This is a genomic window from Shewanella sp. ANA-3, from assembly GCF_000203935.1.
In the GTDB taxonomy this organism is placed as follows: Bacteria; Pseudomonadota; Gammaproteobacteria; order Enterobacterales; family Shewanellaceae; genus Shewanella.
The window spans coordinates 2,514,902-2,533,661 of the sequence record NC_008577.1 but is presented as its reverse complement, the minus strand read 5'-3'; the positions used below and the strand labels follow the sequence as shown (position 1 = coordinate 2,533,661).

At 44.2% G+C, this 18,760-nt stretch carries 14 protein-coding genes and 2 pseudogenes; 4 read left to right on the top strand and 12 right to left on the bottom strand.

Annotation, left to right across the window (positions count from 1 at the left end):
- Positions 1-4: 4 nt before the first annotated feature.
- Both ccoO and ccoN read right to left on the bottom strand, forming a co-directional pair.
- Positions 5-631, bottom strand: coding sequence for a cytochrome-c oxidase, cbb3-type subunit II (gene ccoO / locus SHEWANA3_RS11095; RefSeq protein ID WP_011622772.1), 627 nt, complete (start codon positions 629-631; stop codon positions 5-7).
- 12 nt (positions 632-643) lie between these two features.
- Positions 644-2,080: a cytochrome-c oxidase, cbb3-type subunit I gene (gene ccoN, locus SHEWANA3_RS11090; protein ID WP_011072351.1), complete on the bottom strand. Its 1,437-nt coding sequence runs from the start codon at positions 2,078-2,080 to the stop codon at positions 644-646.
- A 223-nt stretch (positions 2,081-2,303) separates the two neighbouring features.
- Between ccoN and SHEWANA3_RS11085 the strand changes: the two genes are divergently transcribed.
- Complete coding sequence (locus tag SHEWANA3_RS11085; RefSeq protein WP_011717082.1) at positions 2,304-2,789, top strand: hypothetical protein; 486 nt, start codon at positions 2,304-2,306, stop codon at positions 2,787-2,789.
- Between the two features lie 108 nt (positions 2,790-2,897).
- Here the strand turns inward: SHEWANA3_RS11085 and SHEWANA3_RS11080 are convergent, their stop codons facing one another.
- Complete coding sequence (locus tag SHEWANA3_RS11080; RefSeq protein WP_011717081.1) at positions 2,898-4,475, bottom strand: DUF3369 domain-containing protein; 1,578 nt, start codon at positions 4,473-4,475, stop codon at positions 2,898-2,900.
- Positions 4,476-4,645: 170 nt separating this feature from the next.
- Here SHEWANA3_RS11080 and SHEWANA3_RS11075 point away from each other — a divergent pair, with 170 nt between their 5' ends.
- Both SHEWANA3_RS11075 and SHEWANA3_RS11070 read left to right on the top strand, forming a co-directional pair.
- On the top strand, positions 4,646-4,864 hold the full coding sequence (locus SHEWANA3_RS11075; RefSeq protein WP_041412636.1) for a hypothetical protein: 219 nt from the start codon (positions 4,646-4,648) through the stop codon (positions 4,862-4,864).
- 61 nt (positions 4,865-4,925) lie between these two features.
- Positions 4,926-6,221, top strand: a complete 1,296-nt coding sequence (locus tag SHEWANA3_RS11070) for a site-specific integrase (protein ID WP_011717080.1) — start codon at positions 4,926-4,928, stop codon at positions 6,219-6,221.
- A gap of 262 nt (positions 6,222-6,483) precedes the next feature.
- Here the strand turns inward: SHEWANA3_RS11070 and SHEWANA3_RS23020 are convergent, their stop codons facing one another.
- From SHEWANA3_RS23020 to SHEWANA3_RS11050, 4 genes and pseudogenes are all read right to left on the bottom strand, one after another.
- Positions 6,484-6,954 (bottom strand): HNH endonuclease signature motif containing protein, encoded by a 471-nt coding sequence (locus SHEWANA3_RS23020; protein ID WP_049795964.1) that lies wholly within the window; start codon positions 6,952-6,954, stop codon positions 6,484-6,486.
- Between the two features lie 259 nt (positions 6,955-7,213).
- Positions 7,214-8,077, bottom strand: a pseudogene (locus SHEWANA3_RS23955) (restriction endonuclease); the annotation flags it as partial.
- Between the two features lie 48 nt (positions 8,078-8,125).
- On the bottom strand, positions 8,126-8,467 hold the full coding sequence (locus SHEWANA3_RS11055) for a hypothetical protein (RefSeq protein ID WP_011717078.1): 342 nt from the start codon (positions 8,465-8,467) through the stop codon (positions 8,126-8,128).
- 233 nt (positions 8,468-8,700) lie between these two features.
- On the bottom strand, positions 8,701-9,009 hold the full coding sequence (locus SHEWANA3_RS11050) for an HD domain-containing protein (RefSeq protein ID WP_279587704.1): 309 nt from the start codon (positions 9,007-9,009) through the stop codon (positions 8,701-8,703).
- A gap of 78 nt (positions 9,010-9,087) precedes the next feature.
- Between SHEWANA3_RS11050 and SHEWANA3_RS11045 the strand changes: the two are divergent.
- A pseudogene (locus SHEWANA3_RS11045) lies at positions 9,088-9,261 on the top strand (transposase); the annotation flags it as partial.
- Between the two features lie 286 nt (positions 9,262-9,547).
- Here the strand turns inward: SHEWANA3_RS11045 and SHEWANA3_RS11040 are convergent.
- From SHEWANA3_RS11040 to SHEWANA3_RS11020, 5 genes are all read right to left on the bottom strand, one after another.
- Positions 9,548-10,858: a hypothetical protein gene (locus SHEWANA3_RS11040; RefSeq protein WP_011717075.1), complete on the bottom strand. Its 1,311-nt coding sequence runs from the start codon at positions 10,856-10,858 to the stop codon at positions 9,548-9,550.
- A gap of 190 nt (positions 10,859-11,048) precedes the next feature.
- Entirely contained in the window at positions 11,049-11,996 is a 948-nt protein-coding gene (locus SHEWANA3_RS11035; RefSeq protein ID WP_041412634.1) for a Wadjet anti-phage system protein JetD domain-containing protein, read from the bottom strand.
- Complete coding sequence (gene mukB / locus SHEWANA3_RS11030) at positions 11,996-16,552, bottom strand: chromosome partition protein MukB (protein ID WP_166485354.1); 4,557 nt, start codon at positions 16,550-16,552, stop codon at positions 11,996-11,998. Before mukB ends, SHEWANA3_RS11035 begins: the two co-directional genes overlap by 1 nt.
- A complete protein-coding gene (locus SHEWANA3_RS11025) occupies positions 16,542-17,324 on the bottom strand; it encodes a chromosome partition protein MukE (protein ID WP_011717072.1) in 783 nt (260 codons plus the stop codon). Before SHEWANA3_RS11025 ends, mukB begins: the two co-directional genes overlap by 11 nt.
- Positions 17,317-18,648, bottom strand: a complete 1,332-nt coding sequence (locus tag SHEWANA3_RS11020; RefSeq protein ID WP_041412633.1) for a hypothetical protein — start codon at positions 18,646-18,648, stop codon at positions 17,317-17,319. The genes SHEWANA3_RS11025 and SHEWANA3_RS11020 overlap by 8 nt, the downstream gene beginning before the upstream one ends.
- Positions 18,649-18,760 lie beyond the last annotated feature (112 nt).

Below are 18,760 nucleotides of genomic sequence, written 5' to 3'. Positions count from 1 at the left end.
CTCCTTATTTGAGTGCGTGACCCAAAGACTGAAGATATGCAATCAAGGCTTCCAGCTCTGTCTTACCTTCAACAGCTTTCTGCGCGCCTGCGATTTCTTCATCGGTGTAAAGATCATTACCTTTGTAACCGCCTTTGTGCATGTTACGCAGAATAGTCATCTTGTCGCCGGTTAACTTGCCGTCTAACTTGTTTTCGGCAAGCCATGGGAAGCCTGGCATATTCGATTGAGGGACCACAGCACGAGGATCGATTAAGTGAACTTCATGCCATTTATCGCTGTAGCGACCGCCAACACGGGCCAAGTCTGGACCAGTACGCTTAGAACCCCATTGGAATGGGTGATCCCAAACAGACTCACCGGCAACAGAGTAGTGACCGTAACGTTCAGTCTCTGCACGTAAAGGACGGATCATCTGGCTGTGGCAGTTGTAGCAACCTTCACGTACATAGATGTCACGGCCTTCAAGTTGCAGGGCAGTGTAAGGTTTCAAACCTTCAACAGGCTCAGTGGTATCTTTTTGGAAAATCAGCGGCGTGATTTCTACCAAGCTACCGAAGCTGATAGCGATAACAGTGAAGATCGCTAACAAACCGATGTTTTTTTCAACTATCTCATGATTAAATTTCATCGAGTTTGCTCCTTAAGCCGCTTTTGCTTCAGCCAGTGCTGGCAATGAATCTTTAGAGGCTTTCACAGTACGGATCACGTTGTATGCCATGATCAGCATACCGGTTAAGAAGAAACAACCGCCGAGGAAACGTACGAAGTAGAAAGGATAAGAAGCTTCCAGACTTTCAACAAAGCTATAAGTCAAAGTACCGTCAGCGTTAACTGCACGCCACATCAGACCCTGCATTACACCCGAAATCCACATAGACACGATGTAAAGAACAGTACCGATAGTTGCTAACCAGAAATGCACGTTAACTAACTTGATGCTGTACATACGGCCATGGCCGAATAGTACTGGGATCAAGTGATACAGAGAACCGATAGACACCATTGCCACCCAGCCTAGCGCGCCTGAGTGAACGTGACCTACAGTCCAGTCTGTGTAGTGAGATAAAGCGTTAACTGTCTTAATGGCCATCATCGGACCTTCGAAGGTCGACATACCGTAGAAAGACAGCGAAACCACTAAGAAACGCAGTACTGGGTCAGTACGCAGTTTGTGCCATGCACCAGATAAGGTCATGATACCGTTGATCATACCACCCCAAGATGGTGCGAACAGGATCAGTGACATCACCATACCTAACGACTGAGTCCAGTCTGGCAGGGCAGTGTAGTGTAAGTGGTGAGGACCTGCCCAAATGTACAGTGCGATCAGTGCCCAGAAGTGCACGATAGACAGACGATATGAGTAAACAGGACGACCCGCTTGCTTAGGAACGAAGTAGTACATCATACCTAAGAAGCCTGCGGTTAACAGGAAGCCTACCGCGTTGTGACCATACCACCATTGCACCATGGCATCGACCGCGCCACTGTACATAGAGTATGACTTGAACAAGCTAACAGGAACGGCCATAGAGTTCACGATGTGAAGCACGGCAACCGTAATGATAAATGCACCAAAGAACCAGTTCGCTACGTAAATATGCGATGTTGTTCGTTTGATAATAGTGCCGAAGAACACTATTGCATAGGAGACCCAAACGATGGTGATGGCGATATCGATTGGCCATTCTAATTCAGCATATTCTTTACCACTGGTGTAACCCATTGGCAGAGTGATTGCTGCTGACAGAATGATGGCTTGCCATCCCCAAAACGTAAATGCAGCTAATTTAGGTGCAAATAGTCGGGTTTGACAGGTGCGTTGTACGACATAATAGGATGTTGCAAAGAGGGCTGATGTTCCGAACGCGAAGATAACCGCATTGGTATGTAATGGTCGCAAGCGACTATACGTAAACCAAGGAGTATCAAAGTTCAGATGTGGCCAGATTAACTGAGCCGCAATTAATACACCGACTGACATACCAACAATACCCCACAAAACTGTGGTTAAGGCAAATTGGCGGACAATGGTGTAATTGTAATCAGCGCCTGTTGGCTGGGAATGGTTCATCATAATGCTTCCACTGCTTATTACTTTTACTTTTAGTAAAGACAAGCTTTACCTGTTATATATGACACAAAGCCCACTTCCCTATTAGGGTTGTGAAGCCATGTCAATGCGTTACCCTACACATTTGTGCTCAAATATGAGGTTTCGCAATGATACTTGAGCCATGTCAAAAAAGATACCAAAGATGGGGTCTGGAAAGTTGATCTAGATCAACCTACGCCATAGAATGTTAACATCTTGCATCACAAGGTTAATTTTTGTGCTTACTCGCAAACTTCTTCCGCTATCCATCATGCTAGTTATGATGAATCTCACAGCTTGTAATGAAAAAGCCACGCAACAGGTCGAAACAAAGGCTGTAGACCCAACACTTTGTGCTTTTACACAGGGGGATTGCATTAAAAACGTCGCGGGTGTTGAACTGCGAATTAGCCTGTCACCAGCCCATGCGCCGAGCGAAAAGCCATTAACATTGAAGCTATTAACCTCAGAGCCGATTGACAATCTTCAGATACGTTTAGAAGGTCGAGATATGTTTATGGGCATTATTCCTGTCAATCTTAATGAACTGAATAAAACTCACTATGAAGGACAGATGATTTACGGTTCTTGCAGCAGCGGATACATGGTGTGGCGAGGATTTATCCGTTTTAACCGAAACGGAGAGGAGCACGCCGTTATTTTTGACTTTCTTGCCGATAATCCTCACTAAGCAGGGGAATTAACTCCTATTAAACCCCTGTTGGTCAATTTAAACGAATAAACGCGTTGATATGGCGAATAATGATGAATTTTCTACTGATTTTTAAGCTTATTTTCATTATTCGTCATGATCCTTCCAACTCTCTTTGACCCGCACGAAAATATCGATGTTATTGATAAAGAGTTCCAGCAAATCGGGGTCAAAATGCTTACCCGCACCTTTGCGCATTTCATCTATCACTTCGTTTAATGGCCATGCGGCTTTATAGCAACGGGCGTGAGACAGGGCATCGAACACATCGGCGATAGCAACGATGCGGGCGAAAATGTGAATTTGATCTTGTTGTAAATTGCCTGGATAGCCAGAGCCGTCATATTTTTCATGGTGTTGTAGGGCGATAATCGCCGCCGCTTTAAGGATCGGCCGCTCGGAATTTGCGAGAATTTGATAGCCAATAGTCGGATGTTGGCGCATCACTGACCATTCTTGATCATCTAATTTACCGGGTTTGAGTAACACCGCATCGGGGATCGCGATTTTACCTATATCGTGCATAGGTGAAGCGCGGCGCAGCAAGTCGGCTTCGATTTCGGTTAACCCAGCCAATAACGCTAGCTGGGCACAATATTCCGCCATGCGTTTAACATGATTGGCGGCCTCTTTAGAACGACTCTCAACCACATCGCCTAAGCGCAGGATCAGTTCTGATTGGGTATCTTCAACTTCCTGATTCAGGAGTAGATTCTCAAACGCAACCCCGACGTTTATCGCAAAGATATCGACCAGTTTTTTGTCCAAATCATCTATTTTATCAATGCCATCCATATAGAGTAGATTGATAAGCCCGCTCTTTGTCGGGAAGTAACCCACAAAACAATTGTCTTCGTATAGGCAGCGTTTTTGGATTAAGGCGCTACGTAGTAATTTACCAATATGCTCAGGGAGTTCTTTATGAGGAGGGCTATTGGCAAACTGGCCTGTTCCCGCGAGGATTTCGATTTCGGCCGAATCCACATGGCCGCTGATCGCATCCATCGCATTGCAGGTGAGTAATAAGGTTTCAGTATCGAGGTTGAGTAGGGTGGCGACTTGTGTAAGGAGTCCATCGGCAAACTTATGTAGCGTTCGCAGTTCAAACAAGCCCGAGGTGGCCTCAAGTACCCGCTCTAAACCTATTCTGTGATTCATTTGCGCGCGTCTTGCTTGTTCGATTTCCATAATATCGCGGTACGAGCGTAATGAAGAGTAGACGCTGGTCATCAGCTTACGGGAATCAAGCTCAGATTTTGCTTTGTAATCATTAATATCGTAATTGACTATCACATCTTCTTCGGGGGCTTGTCCTGGCTGGCCGGTGCGCAGAATGAGTCGAATATTTTTGTTCACTTGCACTTCGCGGATCCATTTGACCAGCTCGAGCCCAGCATGGTCGCTCTCCATCACCACATCGATAAAGGCGACGGCAATGTCTTGCTCCTGTGCGAGCAGTTCTTTGGCCTGTTCACCACTGTAGGCATTAATAAAGGTGAGGGCACGGCCATCGAGTCGAAAACGTGAAAGAGCAAGTTTGGTGACTGTGTGGACATCGGGTTCATCATCAACAACAAGGATCTTCCACGGAGCGGCAGCGGGGGATATTTCTGTGGCTTTCTTCGCGGAGAACAACGGCTTTTTGTTTGCAAGATCAATCACCATCCGATACCTCATCACATAAAGGAGCATCACACAGTTAGAGTGTAGTAGAAGCCAATCGGATAAGTTGAAAAAATTAATAAAGTGGGGGAGTTAGCATTATTGAATTAAGATTATTGAGAATTATTCTCATCTTGGTATTATCGAAACAGGATTATTAGCAGGGGATTTATATGGCCGAGCGGATCAATTTATCGATTTCTGAGGAGAAACTCGCGCAGCTTATCCGTGAAGGTAAGTTATGTGCGGCGGATTTCTCGTGTCTCGATAGTCAATCTAAACGTAAAGTCTGGCAGCTTTGCCTGATTTGCTGTCAAAAACGCATTAGTTGCCAGCAATGTACGCAAACAAACTGTTCGCAAATTGAGTTTTTGGTTAATGCCGATAAATAACGTTATCGGCATTTGCGTTTAAGTATTATCATGCAATAAATAGTTAAATTTTAAAGTTAATATGCAGCTACCTCCAGTTTTACCTCTGTTTGATTCAATTGAATTCATACAATATGGCAACAGTGTGGTGAATCAATACATCACTCAAGTCAGCTTATCTGATGTGCCCGATGCGGGTTTAGTGATGGAACACGCAACTGATTGGTTGTTCGAGCAAAAACACAGTGAAAACAACTATAAAGCCTATCGAAGTGAACTGACCACGTTCCTGCATTGGTGCTTTGATGTCGCGAAAATGTCACCCACACAGGTGCTACGTAAGGATATGAGTCGTTATGTGGATTACTGCTTGGCGCCGCCGCTGGAACTGATCGGTTATTTTAATGTGCCACAATTTAAATTGGACAAATTGCGCGATGAACGGGTACCAAACAGTCTTTGGCGGCCATTTGTGGGCAAGAAACAGTTAGGTCAAATTCAACCCTATGTGTTGAGCGATAATGCGTTAAAAACCAAGATTGCCATTTTATCCTCGTTTTACAGTTACTTAATAAGTGAGGAGTTTTGCGAGCGTAATTCCGCGCAAATTTGGTTGAATCACAGCCGTTTTGCGCAGAATAAGCAGTATCAAAGGCAAACAGAGGAAGAAGAAAATAGCTTGGCTTTCACAGAGTTACAGTGGTCCTATGTTATGAGTACCGTCACTCAATTGGCTACTGAGTCCCCAGAGTTGCATCAACGTAGTTTATTCTTGATTTCATTGATTTATTCCTGTTATCTGCGCATTTCGGATGTTTCGGCGCGGGTTGGCTATTCACCGGTTATGGGGCAATTTAGGCAAAATCCACAGACAGGTATTTGGAGTTTTCACATTCCACTCAGTAAAGGCGGCAAAAAACGCAGCGTGGCGATTTCTAAGGCATTACTCGATGGTTTAGTCAAATATCGGCAATTTTTAGGGCTGCCTGATTTTCCAAACCAAGGCGAACATCATCCTTTGTTCGTACGTCATCGCGCCGCCGGTCGTGGCCGCGACGCGGGTCTTGTGAATGCCAATCTTGGGATCAGGCAAATCCGCGAAGATATTCAGACCATTATCAATCTCGCGGCAGATAACGCGCAAGCCGATGGCTTTAATCACGATGCCGAGCAAATGCGAAAACTCACCGCGCATAATATCCGGCACACAGGGATCACTCATGACATCAATATCAATCGTCGGCCGTTGTCACACGTGCAAGCCGATGCTGGCCATGAGAGTATCGACACCACATCGAAATATTTGCACACCACACAAATCGAACGACACGAAAGCGCCTTCAATAAGCCATTAGACCATCTACAAGGCATTGACTAGTGCTGTGTTGGCATCCCAAATCCCTCTCACACAAAGTTGCGCACAATGTATATTATGTTAAATTGAATGTGAGTAAATATGGAAAGCACTATTCCCTATGCGTGACAATTCTCACTGAGAATCAGAATGTTCTCACTATTCTGATTTAGGTGCTCTATTCTGAAATACGTGAGAATTTTGTGTCTGAGTGTTTATAACAACAGTCGCTCTGATTTATGAATACTTCGACACGTGCCCGTGCCTCACTAACCCTTGTGTTGGACTATTTAGTGCCACGTACAGAGTTGGCTTGGCACCACTGAGCCCAATCGCGCTCAGATGTATTGGATTTCATTTGGTTGTGTTCTTCACAAAGAATCTGAAGATTGTTGATGTCATCTTGAAGTTTTGGATATTTCGAACGAGGTTTTTTATGATCTACATGAAGCACTACGCCATCTTTTGGACCTCTACCACAGCAGGCACAAAAGTTTCCATATAACTCAAAGGCCTGTTGTCTCAGTCGACGCCATTCCTTAGTCTGCAAAAAGTCTAAATTTTCAGGTTCACTGAATGGAAGTTCTTGCCAGCCTTTGATGACTCTTGGCTCAGAATACATAGGACCAATAATCACTGCATAGGCGTTATCGTCTTCTGTTGCTTTAAGCCATTTCCATACGGCCTTCAAAGCTCCATTTTCAGACTTGAATTGACGTGTACGCCTCGAGTTTTCGTGAAAAGTTACTGATATCATGAAGATGCTTCCTTGTAAAAAATGTATGGCATTTGTCAATGTAATAAGCATCTTAAAACACTAATTTTGTGACTACTTTTATTCCGCCCTATTCTTTCATTTGTATTAAATGCTCTATCAAGTAATTGGACAATTCCGAGTTAAAGCCTTAACTCTAACTCGACATTTTCGGATAAAAATTTCTATGGGTTAACGCAAAGCTAAGATGCAAAAAACGCCAAGCGTTTTTTGTCATTCTTGAGCGCCTTGTTAGGCGAATTTATATAGTTTGTTCAAACAATACTTCCGATAAACCGCTAGTAGGAGACCAAATACCAGATTTAGACTTAACGTATTGTGTACATAATGTAACGATTTTTTTCTGATCGCCGAACTTTAAATGTTTTCTGTCAATTTCAGTCAACATTTCAAACGCATTCTCACAATAACCATATGAAGAAAGAAATAACCCACCATTCACTTCTTCATTAACAATCACTTTCAGGAAACCTCTAGCAGCTTGTCCACCTACTTTTTGTTGGGATCTCCAGTGCTTCAGCTCTACGTAATATGTATGATCTTGCCCAGAAATCCTACAGGTAAGCACTAAATCTTTACCGCCATCTTTGCTTCCTGGGGTAAGTTCTGCGCTGAACCCTAGCTCTTCAAAAACGGTTTGAATAACATACTCAAGCTCTCTCCATTCAATATCCATTAGATATCGCGGATTTTTAGCTATTAGCACTGCTAACCGCTCGCTAATATTGGAACGAATAATATTTACTAGTTCGAAGTCATAGTCTTCAGTTTTTTCTGCTCTCTGCACCCACGCTCTTAGAGCATCTAAGTCAATTAGTTCAAGCTTGACTGGTAAAGCCGAATTCGCAAGCTCAAGGGCAGCTTTAGTAAAACGAGATTTGGTTACTAAAATTAAACGGTCAAAGTTGTGAGTAAATGTTGTTCCCAGTAACCGGCGAACAGCATCGACACCTACAGCAGATTTATAGTGCTTATATTCGATTCCCACTTGCTCTAGGTTAGTGGAAAGTTGCTTCTCAGCAATAAAATCTACTCCAATGTCACCGCGAAAAGGAGTCTGAACAATGTTATACCCATCTTCATTTAATAACGGAACTAAGATGTCGCTTAATTGCTTCTCAGCATCTTGAGGAGATAAATTTCCATTTTCTAACTAACTTTTGCTGGTGATCACGATGTCATCAGTGCCAGCTACAAACCAGTACCGGGTATGCTCAACGATAGGCACGGCTGCGCTGATATTGTTCCGGATCAGCGCTTTGGTGCTGACCGCTTGCCCCCTGACCTTATCCGCCTGGTAGCTTAGTAAATTATCTTCTGCGCATAAGGCCTGAAACTGGTGCCTGGCCCATATTTCATCAATAAAGCTTAGGCCTGCCAGCAGCGGCAACAGCAGCAGAGAAACCATTGTTTTCTTGCCCCCAGCAGGCATTTTCCATAGCAGAATCTGGCTTAAAAAGAGTAGGACGCCCAGGTAAACCAAGACAATCGGCAATAATGCCTATCATAGGTGCTTCCTTTCAGATATTTAAGAATAATTAACTTAATGATTATTAGTAGTAAGCGGCGCAGAATCGCCATAGTTAGAGTCGGCGACTTTGTCGCATTACTTAGTTTGGGTCAACATTAGGCTAGTGATGCTCATCTCAAGTCGTGTTGATAACTTTGAATGGGGCATCGACAAGTTACGGGCCTAGTCTGGATAGACAAGAAACAACCAATGAAAGATCATGCTTTAAGCCAACCTTGTTCAACGGCATATTCGAGCTGTATAACAAACCATGAAAAAATTTCAGGACTTTCCTTCTCGATAAATTGGTGCATATTCAACACTTGGGCTTTATGTATTCCATTATCCCTCCAAGCTTGGCCTTCGCTAGTCATGTTATGTAAGAATGGCAATAAGCGGTCAATTACCTTCAATAACTTTGCTTCTTTAGTCACACCGATTTCCTGTTCTTCCCAGAGTTCGACAATATTGCCAATCGGATTTCCAGGATGAGCAGCGATCCGCTCCACGCTCTCACGTTCTAATATATGAGTGTAGTGGCATAGTGAATTTGGCCACCTAATTAGAGCTGCTATGATGGCAGCATAACAACGTTAGGTGACAAAATGACAAAGAAAAAAGGCCCGAATTTTAGCCCTGAATTCAGACTGGAAACAGCACAACTGGTTGTTGACCAAGGTTATACGAATAGAGAAGCAGCCGAAGCCATGGGAGTTGGTTATTCAACTCTGGGCAAATGGGTTAAGCAATTACGGGAAGAACGTGCAGGTAAAGTCCCTATTAAGGCCAGAATCTTTCAAATATAGTTTTCGGATGTTATTCGTTTCATCGTAATAAAATGTATAAACATCATCGGTATTTTGAAGACCGTGATTCTGGATAAGAATATATCTACTTTCATTGACATCCATTTCATTCCCCTCATGTAATTCTCAAAAGAAGGCCAATTTTAGTAATCCCCATATAAATCACTGATTTTTTTTAAAGTCGGTTCTAGTGGACCTTCACAATATTTGATCAAATTAGACAGTGGAGTCGCTGCATTCGTGTCTAGCGAAGGCTGAACTATTCACAACTTCCACCATAAAGCATTGTACTGAACTGTTCTTGCAGCTTCATCTTGTGCTTTGGGGATTGGTTATAGTCTTCATCAATAATGCGCCTGATGGCATTGCGAACCACGTTTTCAGCCAAGTCATTATCAATGATATGTGAGGAGTGTAATCTCGGCGTTATAACAGACTTCAACTCTTCCAGTTGTATCAAGCTATGTGGAAAATATACATCTACCGTCTCATCTTGTTCTTTGGCTTCTTTTATTGCTTCCTGGCCAAGATGGTTTGCAGCATTGAAACATTCGTTGCACACCTTAATTTCTTCAGCAAAAGACTGATGCTCAGAATCATGAGCTAGAATGGCCTTTACTTCAAACACCCAAGGGTTATTTTTAGACGGCTTAAGACATTCCCGCTTTAAACGACCACAACATGGGCATTGCCAGCTGTCGTCGTACCTGTTCCAGTACCGCCCCCTGGTGTTAGATAAATGTGCTATTTGTCCATCAGTTGGTCTCGTACTTGTGAAAGGCTTGGGATTCAATCTCCATGATGAGTGGTTTCCCTTGAAAGGCGTTGTATTGTATAGAAGCTTTTCAGGATCATCGTGAAGGTCTCTTAATCCACGCAAGTTAAACTTGTAATTGGCAGAATCATTGACTTGCTTGGCTGTTGGTTCTGAGGGTTGATACCAATGTGAATCGCTGGCAGCCAACTCCGCTATAACTTTTGCCAACTGCATACGCTTATTGAACGTTTCCAGATTCTCGTTCCAAATTTCCTTGGCGATATCCGCGTCAATTTCATGCTCTCGATTATCTGATGGTTTTACAAATCGCCCAATTTCTGCTGGAGAGTATGAAAAGTCACTGTGAGTTTTGACCATCCGTTTTGCAATACCGTCTGCTTTATTACAATCCGCGCAAATCACCGTGTTATCGTAAGCGGAAATTGCAAAGGACGTCCTGATTGCAAACCGCTTAGCTAGCTCAGTTGCAACAACGACTTCTCTGTTCGAAGATATTTCTTCGAACAACGTGCGCACCGTATCCTTCATGTGATCGTGATGCTCCTCCAGTTTGCAGGAGGCATATCTACGATTATCTAGTTTGGCTATTTGGGGCTTAGTCCTTTTACAGGCGGGACACTTCCAATCCATGGCGGTCCTTACCCACCACTTATTGAGAAAGGCTCCTTTTGCATCCAATGCTTCGACGATACTCTGAGTCTGAGGAGAAAATTCTGCATCAAACCAAGGGTTACCTCCTTCTTCGAAGAACTGTTTTAGTTCCTCCACGCTTCTAAACTTCTCAATACTCATTAAGTATCCTTATTCTTAAGAAGTAAACTAGTCAGATAACTGCTTCTTATGGGCATAGCTAGGCTATTGTTCGCCAGGCAATGAATTGAGACTTTCCCTGTAGCGGAATTGTCGACACACTGCACGAACATCAGCTTCGCCGAGTACAATGTTTGATTAACTGCCGCCTGAACTGTCAATCGTAAAATCTTTAGTATTGAAGAGTTATTAGCCGGAGCTTAGGCTCACTAACAAGCTCACTGACGGCTTTGACGCTTCGTTGATCTAAGACGAGAACCTCTTGCTCAACCCAATGGCTTGTTTCCTGCAAACTTGCGATTTCAGGGCAGGCAGGGGCTTCCCCCCATACCTTTTTTCCTTTACCAGAAACCAGCGGCTGAGCTCGGACCCTATCCCAATGAGGTGGAATCCAAACATTGCAAGGTTTGTTGAGGGTATCTGCCATTTGCGTTGATATGATCAGACCATTGGGATCAAGGTCCGGGAAGTGTGCCCAGGTCACCTCTTCCAAGAAGCGCTTGATAAAACAAACCGATGATGCAAAGTTATTCCCTGATGAGTAAACCAATACGAGTCCATCCACCATGGGGAAGTCAACAAATGTGCCCAAGTTTTCGACAGTCAACACCAACTTTACCCCAGCGACACAGGGCGCATGAGCGTCTTTGTACAACCGTTCTGGTAAGCTGACTTCAGTCCTTTGCAGAGTCTCCAAGTCAGTATCAATCGTGGCGTTATCGCTGTATATTACGAACCCGGTCTTCTGAGTGCGGACCCGTACTACATCGTCTGTACTTATCAGTTGACCTTTCTGAAGAGCCTCGCCTTGCCCACTTTTGCTATGTCCTCGCCAGGCAGCAGCACTTTTATGATGTACAACGGGCATCTTTCGTAAGATACCAGGCCTGTTTTTTTGCAAAGTATATTGCGTTATTTGGTTACGAACACTCTCAATGCGTTGGGGCTCACACAGCTGCCAGTAACTCCCCACTCGTTTCACTATGCCAAGTTGCTCAAGGCGCTCAATCAGTAAACTATCTCTCTGGTTGGGCAACACTTTCCCGCGCTCAATAAGCTTATCAATAAGTGCCAGTGCCTGCTTAGGTGTTAACTTTACATCCTCCAGTAGTCCATGCATCAATGCGCCGCCCCACTCACAACCGAATCGATAAATGCTTCTTCATCAATCCCTAAACTGTCAGCATCCCGGATCCCACTAATGATTACACGGCTCTCTTTGTTACCTGCTTTAGAAGCACTTCTGACAAGTTGATAGCCAACACCTGATATCTTTCCTTGCGACTCAGGTGCGGCAATTACAATCTGACTTCCGGTCTTTACCGCCAACTGGTGCACCGTTCTCTGAGCGTCGGAGTCCAAACGTGATGCTTCATCCATTACTAACGGGATTAAGAAAGGTTGTTTTTCATGTGAGACCCGTCCCCAGTTTTTTAGAATTGCTATTAAGACAACCAATCCAGAGCCAATTCGCTCTCCTGTTGAAAGTGTTTTGTCATCCAATAACTCAAATTCTTCACTACCAACTCTCTGGATTTCTGTTACCACATTGATGTAGTTCTTATGGTCAAGCAGCTTTTCTCCCTCGATCCGGCCACCAGTGGTTTTTTGATATAGTGTTGCGAGCGCTTCTTCTACATCTTCAGCATTATTGAAGAGATCGTCCATGACATCGTCGCTTCCTCTCAAAGCCTTCAAAGTAGCTTCGAAATGAGGGACGCTTTTAGGTACTAGACGAATAGCCGCAACTTGCCCAAAGCTTATTCCTATCATTTCAGCACTTAGCCTTCTTATGGCTTTCTGCTCATCCTGTACACGACGGGCAATGGCATTTCCTAGTTCATTTCTATCTGTGAGAAACTGCTCTTCGGCGCTTTCAAGTGTTCTCCTAGCGAGACTACACGCACTATCCAATTGTGTAAGCATCTCTGTCGGCTCGGAACTACGAATAATGTCCCCTCGGGCTTGCCGACGAAACAAAGAAATAGCGTCACTATGCAGCTGGCAAAGACTAGGCAGGGTGGTCCCTCCCTCTAGATTAAAACTATTTATTTTTTGGGAGAACTCATCATCTCGACTCAAACCATAGCGATTGACCAATCCAGATATTGCGTAAATCCCATTAGTGTATTGGACGGCCTCACCTTCATGCATCAGTTTAAAATAGACGTCCATTTCTTGCTCTAGCTTATGTTTTGTGGCTCCGGCAGGCAGAGCATCCAGCACCTTTTGCTTTATACCATTTGCATTTTCACGCGCCTCTTCTGCAATCACTGATGTACTCTGTAGGGATTCTACTTGCTTGAGTAGGGTGTTATGGCGTTCGGTTAATGATACTTGCTTAAGTTGGAGTGATTCACATTGCTCTTGAGCCGCTCTCAATCGTTTAGATATCGTTTCGCTATCGAGTGAAAGTTGTTTTTCGAGTCCTTCGCAATAAGGGTAAGTCAGCTTTGACAAACTACGTTTTGATTCCGCAACCTGCTCTTCTAACACAGAATATTCCGATTGAAGCTTAAGATGTACCTCTTTGTTTTTGCGTGCTTTATCTTCGCTTTCTCTCAACTGAACCTTCAACTCATCGAGCATGACACGTTTCTGTTTGTGCCTCTCACGCAATGAACTTACGTTTCCATCTTCTTTCGCAAGATCGTTTTGTGCTTGCTCGTAATCGTCAGCGAGATGATTCGCCACTTGGTTAAGCGAGGTTAAATCGCGCTTGCGGTTGTTGGTATTGCTAAGATCTTGTTCAGCGAGTTGATGTTGTCGCTTTAGCGTGTCTATGTCAGATTGATAATCTTCTCGAATCTTCGGGTATTGCTGCTTTATCTGCGAGAAGGTACCGCCGTACCTATCGACATACTTTTTAGCCTTTTCAGAACGTATGATTTGTTCCTCTGCTTCCATAATCTCCTTGTCGAAGTTAACGTCTAGCAAATCACTTGAATCCGCATGCTGTTCAAGCAAACTGCATTGTAGTTCTAAGGTTTTTACGCGATTGGTCGCTTGCAACGTTTGAGAGTACAGGTCAGCTACCTTATTACCTTGTTGTTGTAATTTCTGTTTTTTGAGCTCAACATTAGGCTCAACAGCGAAAGCCAATGAGGGATTAACGTTGATTCGATTGGCTTGCTCTAGGCCACTTTGCAGCAGCGATATATTCTCATCGTTACTGTCAAACAAAGTTTGCTTTGAATTTAACTCAATTTGTAGATCTGCTATCAGCTTATCCCGAGCCTCTTTACCCAAAACTGGTTCAGTAGGCACCCCGCTAACACGTATACCGCCAAAGGGTTCACTGAGAACTACCCAAGGAACATCATTTTCGTTGTGATTAAGGTCTAGATCAGCACCTACAAACTCTTGACTAAGATCTTTAAAAAACAGGTCCGCGTCATAGCCACCACTCCGTAGTTGATCAGGACTGTGGTTTTTTACAGTCATTAAGATCACGTCAGGTAATGGCCAGTTATCACCATATTCAGCTAATAGCGTTCTAGCCGCATCGCTCGGGTCATTCACTACGATAGCGCACATAAGCTGACCTAAAGCCGCTTCGGTGAATCCAGCTTCTTCTAACGGTATATCGCTATACAAGTCCGCTACGGCCACTCCGCCAACATCGCTGGCAAAACGTTGGAGGGTTTCCAATGACCCAGTTTCCCTGTTGCTGAGTGAAAGGATCCTCTCTTTCAAAGAAAATATATTGCTCTCTATTCGGGAGTTATTCTCTCGTAATGACCTGAGTTCTCTCTGCGTGTTTTTAATCAACCCATCTAACATCTCTGCCGTGAATTGAGTATCAGGGAAGCATTCATATAAACGTGCAACCGCAGGTTGATAATTTTGCCACTCTGTTCGCAGCGATTTGAGACGTGAAACCTCGATCTTTAGCTCTTCCTGGATATGTCGCTCGTCCTCATACCTAGCATCGACACTCGCTTTCACCTCCTTCGCCGACTCAAGAGCTTCTCCTCTGTCTTCCGTAAGCTGTTGGTACTCAGATTCATTGGAAGGCATGCGTGGTAACTTTGCTTGCTTAAAGCGATCAAGCATGCGGTTCACAGTACGATGATTCCTTTTCAACGCACTCAATCCATTTCTCATCTGTTCAAGGCTAACGGCTAGCGGGCGTTCCTCTTCGAGTCTAAGCTCTGTAGAGATAAACCAATTCTTTGCGACGTTTGGGTCAATGCTATCGCCAGCGCGTCGAATCAGTGATGCAGCTTTAGCATGAATTTCATTGATATTCTCTGCACTATTGAGCTTGTTTCCCAGCTGGTCCGCCTCTAGCGCTAGCTGTTTGGATTGTGCAGTGTATTCTTCAATCATGCCCTTAAGCTTCGCTAGTTCAAAGCTATCGCCACACCAGCTCTTGACGCTATCTAATAACGACTTCGCATTTCGGTATTGCCCCGCCTTTTTCTCAAGAAGGATAAAACGTTCTTGCACATCTGCGAGCTGTGCTTGGATATCCAAGATATCTTGATTAGCTTGTTCAACTTTGTTGCGCGACGCGTCAGCGCCTTCGTCAGCCAACTGGGACAAACTCAAACTCTCGTAAAGTTGAGCTTCCTTCTTTAATAGACTCACAGAGGCTTGTTTACCCTGCTTGTAGAAGATTTCGCCCTCAACAGCAGAAGCAAGTCTTGGCTTTAGCTGTTCACTTTCCTGCTCGAGTGATGTTCTATTCTCAACGCTTGTATCTAGTTTCGAACGACACTCCGTAAGATCCTGATCACTCTTCTCAATAGAAACTTTGCACTCTGAAACATCTTGTCGACAGGATGTAGCTTCTTTATCTGCTCGAGAAAAATTGTACTCGGCTTGAGCCCATGCTTTAGCTGATACAGTGAAGGACTTCTCTAACAACTCCTTGAAAAACGCATAGTCTTTGGAGTTGTGCGCCAGATCATCTCTTGTCTGCCTAAGCTTTCGCATTGTTCCAGACAACACATCGACCACACTTTTGATATTTGTCCTTGAGTGCGTCATTAGGAAATCAGCTAGATCTCGGCCGATAGCTTGATCTCTTTTTCCTGACATGGCGCTGTGAAAAATCTGACCTAATTGGTAACGCTCATTAGAACGGTTGAATGTTCTGGGCAAAATACCATCGTTAAACAACGCCAGCATGTATTTATCAATCTTGTCGAAGCTTTGTAGTCGGCAGCCATGCTCGGCAGCTATATCTCGAATACCATCTATAGTTCTGGGCGTAACCATGTTGCCGTTACGAACGATAAGAAAATCAAGTGGTGCTAAACTATCGAACAACCCAACCCTGAACGTGTCAAACTTCAAGCGGGACCCCGTCTCTCGCTCAGAGCGAACAATAAACAGCGCTCTTTCACCAGCACGAGATACAACCTCTAACCCAATAAGAGACGGATTACCCAAGCGCTCAAACATTTCTGCGTCCTGCATCTTCTGCGTCTGAGTAAAATTATCCGATGTTCCCAAACTGACCGAGCGAATATCGGGTAAGAGAGCCAACATAAAGGTCCCAAGTAGCGTCGTTTTCCCTGAACCATTTTTGCCTAAAAGGCTAACCACGGTGCCATATTGCCTATCAGTCTGATGTTCATGAGGATTAACTAAATCGAGGGTTCTGGCAGAGACTCCGTTGACGCCCACAAGCGACAGGCTCTTTATGTATGGGTAATTACGCATCATATTCCTCCGCATCAAACATATCGCGAGTATCACCTTCGATAGTTAGGCCTTCTGATGACCAATGTTCAGACTCTGTTCTTGGCGTGTCTCTTAACTCTTCTCTGGGCGAAGGTGAGTCGGTAAGAAAACCCTCTTGGATTAACGAACTTATGCGGCCTGGCAACTCGTCTTCGCTGCTCAAGCCTTTCAAAGGTTCGATAAACCTGTAGATCGCATTAGTTGCCCAGAAAGTCTGCTCATCTCTGTTGAGCCTAATAAAACTCAGACGTGACAGTCTAGAGAGTCTCTTCAACGTTTCCTCTCTCACACGCCCTACATCATGGTCTGTCTGAATGCCCGGCTTACGGCGATACAACTCAGCGAACCGTTCGTCCGACAGCTGAGACTTCAATCGTTCAATAAGAAAATCAACGGGGATCCATTCGAAATCAGTCGCATTTTTTTCCCATTGCATTGCAACTATCGTTAGACCCATAACCATTTCTAATTGGTTCAATCGGGTCGTAGGAACATTTGAACGACGCTGTGGCCTTAGGTAATAAACTTTCTCAGGCGTGACTTCTAGAGCCAGGTGTAACTTGCCGTAAAACTTGCGAAGCACACTCTCCGTCTCTCCTAGAAAGGTATGTAACCGGTCATCTTCACTAGTAATGTTTACCCCGCCCCTAAGGCGATAATCTACATCCGCGAATAGGGGGTCATCAATTACATCATCTAGTGTAAGGTACTGTTTCTTTGAGTCTTGAGCGTGTGTAAATAGATGATCAGTCATATTTTTTGAACCACTGTTGTTCAATTTCAACGTTATTATCGTGTGCTAATTGTACCCACTCAGGGTGATAGGCAGGGCGTGTCCAATCTCCGTTTTTTATCAACTCATCGAAGATGAAAAACAGCAACCGATGGCGGTCTTTATATTGAAACTCTTCATTGGAAAGGATCTGGTCGGCAACTTTTGAAATATCGACCTCGTTATCGCTCTCATACATTCTCGCAACGAGTCCCTTAGCTAATTTTTCTAGGTAGTCGCTAGGGGTCTTTCTAAGGATGACTTCAGGGTCGCCATCATTTGGCAGTTCGTTTTCCAAAGGTGGAGGCGGAGCCTCCCAATCCCTGAGCTCCACAACAGGATCTGGCGCAAGAATAGAGATTGACCAAGGCATCCGATCCATTTGCAGGACTGCTTTTTCAATCAATAAATTGAGATTCGCGTTTGGATCTAGGGTGATTTTTAGGCGGATAGTGGATAAAACTTGCTCAAAGAACTCTGCTAGCTCCAGAAGAGAGTGCCCAGAGAACTGACGAATAGAATCCAGCTGGTCATGAATATCAGCCATAGCATTGGTAAGTCTGATCGGAGCATTTCTGTTATGTGCCATCTCTTTGATTTCATGAAGTAGAGAAAGCACATTGTCCGCCCCATTCAGTATCAACGATTTTAGGTCCCTTATTTGGCCTGCAATCTCGTCAATTAACTCAATCAAGTGCTGCATTTGTTGCGCAAGAGAGCCGCTGGCTGCTGACTGGATCGAGCTGCGTTGAAGCTGAAACCCTTTTATTAAGGCCTCCTGGTTTTTGTTAATACCATCGAGAAGGTCCCTAAATGAAGGTAGCTGAGCCTTAATCTCATTAGCCCACTCTTCGTCATCCTCTATCTTCAAGACGAGTAGGTTCCCAAGCAAGATCTCCAACCGTACATATCTCTGAGAAAGTGACTCTTTCTGTATCAATGTGTCGCCGGTAAAGGGCTTGAGGAGGTCGTGACTCAGCTGAGTAAGTCGATAGAAGCCATCAGCGTTTCTTAACGAGCTTCCGGCCTGCATTACGAGGCCCTGTTCAACAGCTCGTTTTAGAAAATTACTTGTCCGGAATGAGGTGATGTCGTCTTGACCCAGCCACCTGTCAACGTAGGAGAATATTTCGTTGCACTGTTCCTCCTTATATCCTGGGTCGACAAGTCGGTAATCGTCATCGTCGTTTACATTCCATAAGCTCATGGCTGCCAAATAAAGGTATTCGTTTGGCTCAATGTGTAATGCAGGCTCGTTCATTCGAACCTGGTTTAAAAGAGCTGATAGTCTTTCTGTTTGGAACATAGGAAACTGCGCAAGCTCCTCGTTTTAGATCACTATTTTTACCATGTTTCTCGAATACCAATTTTTCTATCGCAAATTTAGTAAGTTGAGTTTGGTAAGTGGTATACCCAAT

Coding starts and splice junctions, on each gene's coding strand:
- ccoO (WP_011622772.1), bottom strand. CDS start 631: ATGAAATTTAATCATGAGATAGTTGAAAAAAACATCGGTTTGTTAGCG.
- ccoN (WP_011072351.1), bottom strand. CDS start 2,080: ATGATGAACCATTCCCAGCCAACAGGCGCTGATTACAATTACACCATT.
- SHEWANA3_RS11085 (WP_011717082.1), top strand. CDS start 2,304: ATGTTAACATCTTGCATCACAAGGTTAATTTTTGTGCTTACTCGCAAA.
- SHEWANA3_RS11080 (WP_011717081.1), bottom strand. CDS start 4,475: ATGGTGATTGATCTTGCAAACAAAAAGCCGTTGTTCTCCGCGAAGAAA.
- SHEWANA3_RS11075 (WP_041412636.1), top strand. CDS start 4,646: ATGGCCGAGCGGATCAATTTATCGATTTCTGAGGAGAAACTCGCGCAG.
- SHEWANA3_RS11070 (WP_011717080.1), top strand. CDS start 4,926: ATGCAGCTACCTCCAGTTTTACCTCTGTTTGATTCAATTGAATTCATA.
- SHEWANA3_RS23020 (WP_049795964.1), bottom strand. CDS start 6,954: ATGATATCAGTAACTTTTCACGAAAACTCGAGGCGTACACGTCAATTC.
- SHEWANA3_RS11040 (WP_011717075.1), bottom strand. CDS start 10,858: ATGAGTATTGAGAAGTTTAGAAGCGTGGAGGAACTAAAACAGTTCTTC.
- SHEWANA3_RS11035 (WP_041412634.1), bottom strand. CDS start 11,996: ATGCATGGACTACTGGAGGATGTAAAGTTAACACCTAAGCAGGCACTG.
- mukB (WP_166485354.1), bottom strand. CDS start 16,552: ATGATGCGTAATTACCCATACATAAAGAGCCTGTCGCTTGTGGGCGTC.
- SHEWANA3_RS11025 (WP_011717072.1), bottom strand. CDS start 17,324: ATGACTGATCATCTATTTACACACGCTCAAGACTCAAAGAAACAGTAC.
- SHEWANA3_RS11020 (WP_041412633.1), bottom strand. CDS start 18,648: ATGTTCCAAACAGAAAGACTATCAGCTCTTTTAAACCAGGTTCGAATG.